Below are 3,192 nucleotides of genomic sequence, written 5' to 3' on the forward strand. Positions count from 1 at the left end.
GCTGTCGTTTCACTATTAACGTTACTATCACCTTTGACATTGATCGTCTCGCCTAGGGCATAGTTATTGTTTGTTGTGCCATCACCAAAGTTAATGCCTTTTTGTGCTTCGGTCAGTGCCGTATCTGCTGTGCTTTGTGCTGCATTAGCTGAAGTCTGGGCATTATTAGCATTAGTTAATGCCGTATTTGCTGTGTTCTGTGCTGTCGTAACGTTGTTATTGGTCGTTGTTAATTGACCAAAGTTAACTGCGTCATTCGGTGCACTACCATCTGCAACATTGCTGATTACTTTACTGCCAGCATCAATTCCTGCTGTTGTAACGCTTGGTCCACCTGTGATCACTAAGCCATTCGTGTCTAACTTGCTGTTGCCTGCTGTTACGCTATCAACGGTTAAGTCTTTTGATGTCGCAACCGTAATGTCGTTACCACTACGAGTTATCTCGATGTTATCGCCATCAATGAATTGAACTGTATCACTCGATGCTACTGCACTCGCTGTATCACCATTCGCTTGCAGCTTGAACGTTTGACCTTGCAAGTTACTAATATCACTCGTGTTAGTCGCAATGTTGTTGGTGTTCGTCGTAATGTTGTTGGTATTGGTCGTGATGTTCGCTGTGTTGGTTGCAATATCTGTGGTGTTTTGAGCAACGTTGTTATTGGTTGTTGTTAATTGACCAAAGTTAACTGCATCACTCGGTGCACTGCCATCCGCAACATTGCTGATTACTTTACTGCCAGCATCAATTCCCGCTGTTGTAACGCTTGGCCCACCTGTGATCACTAAGCCATTCGTGTCTAACTTGCTATTGCCCGCTGTTACGCTATCAACTGTAATGTTAGAAGCTAAACTTAGTTGTACGCCATCTGCTGTCGTTTCACTATTAACGTTACTATCACCTTTGACATTGATCGTCTCGCCTAGGGCATAGTTATTGTTTGTTGTGCCATCACCAAAGTTAATACCTTTTTGTGCTTCGGTCAGTGCTGTATCTGCTGTACTTTGTGCATTGCTCGCATTGGTTAATGCTGTGTTGGCTGTAGTTTGTGCTGTATTTGCTGAGGTTTGCGCATTATTAGCATTGGTTAATGCCGTATTTGCTGTGTTCTGTGCTGCCGTAACATTGTTATTCGTTGTCGTTAATTGACCAAAGTTAACTGCATCGCTTGCAACAGTACCAGCAGCTAAATTCGTAATTTTCTGGTTATTTAAATTTGCCCCGCCATTTAAATTACTTGCACCTGCTACACTCAATGTGCCACCAGTGGCAAGATTACCTGCGGTTACAGTTCCAGTAAATGTAGGCGCATCTGCGATTTGAATATCAAGCGTATTACCAGTAATGACTGTTTTAACATTTGCATTTGAGCCTGCACCTATTAACCCACCAGTAATATTTAAAGATGATCCAAGTTTATTGGATGAAGTACCAGTATTGCCATTAAATGTGATTGCTTTATTAACAGCTGTGTCTAAGCCCGATAATGCCGCACCTACATTATTCACATTACCTGTTTTAGTACCAGCTGCAGGATCCGTTGTAACATTATAGGTTGGTGCTGTATAAGCATTCGTGGCTGAATTATATGCTGCTCCACCACCCAATGCTGTCGCTAAACGACTATGTGTATCATCATAAGCCTTATCTAATTGTGCAACATTCACTGCATCAGTGAGCGCAGCACCATCGGCGACGTTCTGAATACGTCGAGTTGCGCCAATTGTACCTACAGAAACCACACCATTTGTGGCAGATGGAGCAACATTTGTTAAGAATGAATTTCCTGATTGTGCCGTAGTCGTTGAACCCCCACCTAATGATACAGAGTTCTCTACACTAGCATTGGCACCATCACCAATAGCAATACCTTTCGTTGCACCAGCTTCAACAGTCGCTATATTACCTATAGCGATACCAAAATCTGCTTTTGAATAACTTTGGCGACCCACAGCAATTGCTGTGTTGCCCGTTGCTTGGTTGGCTGTTCCGACAGATACCGATGATGTTCCACTAGCAAGGTTACCAACACCCAAACTTACAGCATATCCATTGGTCGTACGGTTACCCTGACCAACAGCGACACCATGAAAATCACCTTCAACTTGGTTACCATTACCAACCGCCACACCTCCACCAGCACCTGTGGAGTTTAGGGTGCCAATTGCGACTGACGCACTTGTATATCCAGTTTGTCCATTTGGATAATTGACAGGTGTAGCACCACCTCTACGATCAGCAATTTGCTGACTGGTAGCGTTAGTGGCATTAATTGTATTTTGTTTACCTATAGCAACAGAATCTGGAGCACTACTAATAGTTGTTCCACAACCCATTGCGATACTATTGGTTGAGGTAGCCCCGCTAATCGTAGCTTGATTTAATGCACCGCATTGTAAATTGCTTGGAGAGATTGCTGTACTTGAAGTTTGACTACTAGCCCCCCCTCCCGTATTGACTTCTGCAAAAGCAAATGATGGTACAAGAATGCTAAAAATAGCAAAAGACAATGGCTTTAAGAAAAACAATTTAGCTTGTTGGCTATCCACTGAATTATTGATTTGACCAGCAGTATCACTCACACCGCTATTTTTAGTTTTACTTTTAGCAAGTTCTGAAACCGCTACCCAAACGCCTAAAGACGCATTCCAAACAACTTTATAAACTTTGTTCATATTTTTTTCCTAGACGTAAATTAAATCGTTAAAACATGTTTACTTATGTGTACATACCCGTCTATCAGGTAAATAAATGTAATTTAATGTTCAATAAAATAACTTTTTTTATATGCCAAGTAAATCACAATATTTTTATTAATATGCATTTCGAATCACAGACTACAATTCAATATAATGTCTTGCCTTTATTCCAAAAAAAGCTAGTTAAAACAATTACTAACATCAAATAAAAATTACACTTATCAACTAATCTCCACGTTATAAGTCGTAAAAAATGCATATACATGACAATAATTGACAATGTCTGACTTTTAATATTCAAAAAAAAATTGTATCAAAAAATAAAAAAAGTCAGCATAAATGCTGACTTTTTAATGAATCCATTGTTCTAACTGTCAGTTAATATTGAGTTAAATTATTAACTAACCTGAATCGCGGATAAGAAATTAGCTTGAAAAAAAGGTGGCTGAAAACCATTAGGGAGTTACCACACAACCTATGCCTTCAGCCA

At 40.2% G+C, this 3,192-nt stretch carries 1 protein-coding gene; it reads right to left on the bottom strand.

Features of this window, described 5'->3' with window-relative positions; genetic code table 11:
• Positions 1–2,678, bottom strand: a 2,678-nt coding sequence (locus tag MMO38_RS16405) for an ESPR-type extended signal peptide-containing protein (protein WP_277602893.1), incomplete at its 3' end; no start/stop codon positions are given.
• Positions 2,679–3,192 lie beyond the last annotated feature (514 nt).

It is taken from the genome of Acinetobacter sp. NIPH 1852 (assembly GCF_022549455.1).
GTDB lineage: Bacteria > Pseudomonadota > Gammaproteobacteria > Pseudomonadales > Moraxellaceae > Acinetobacter.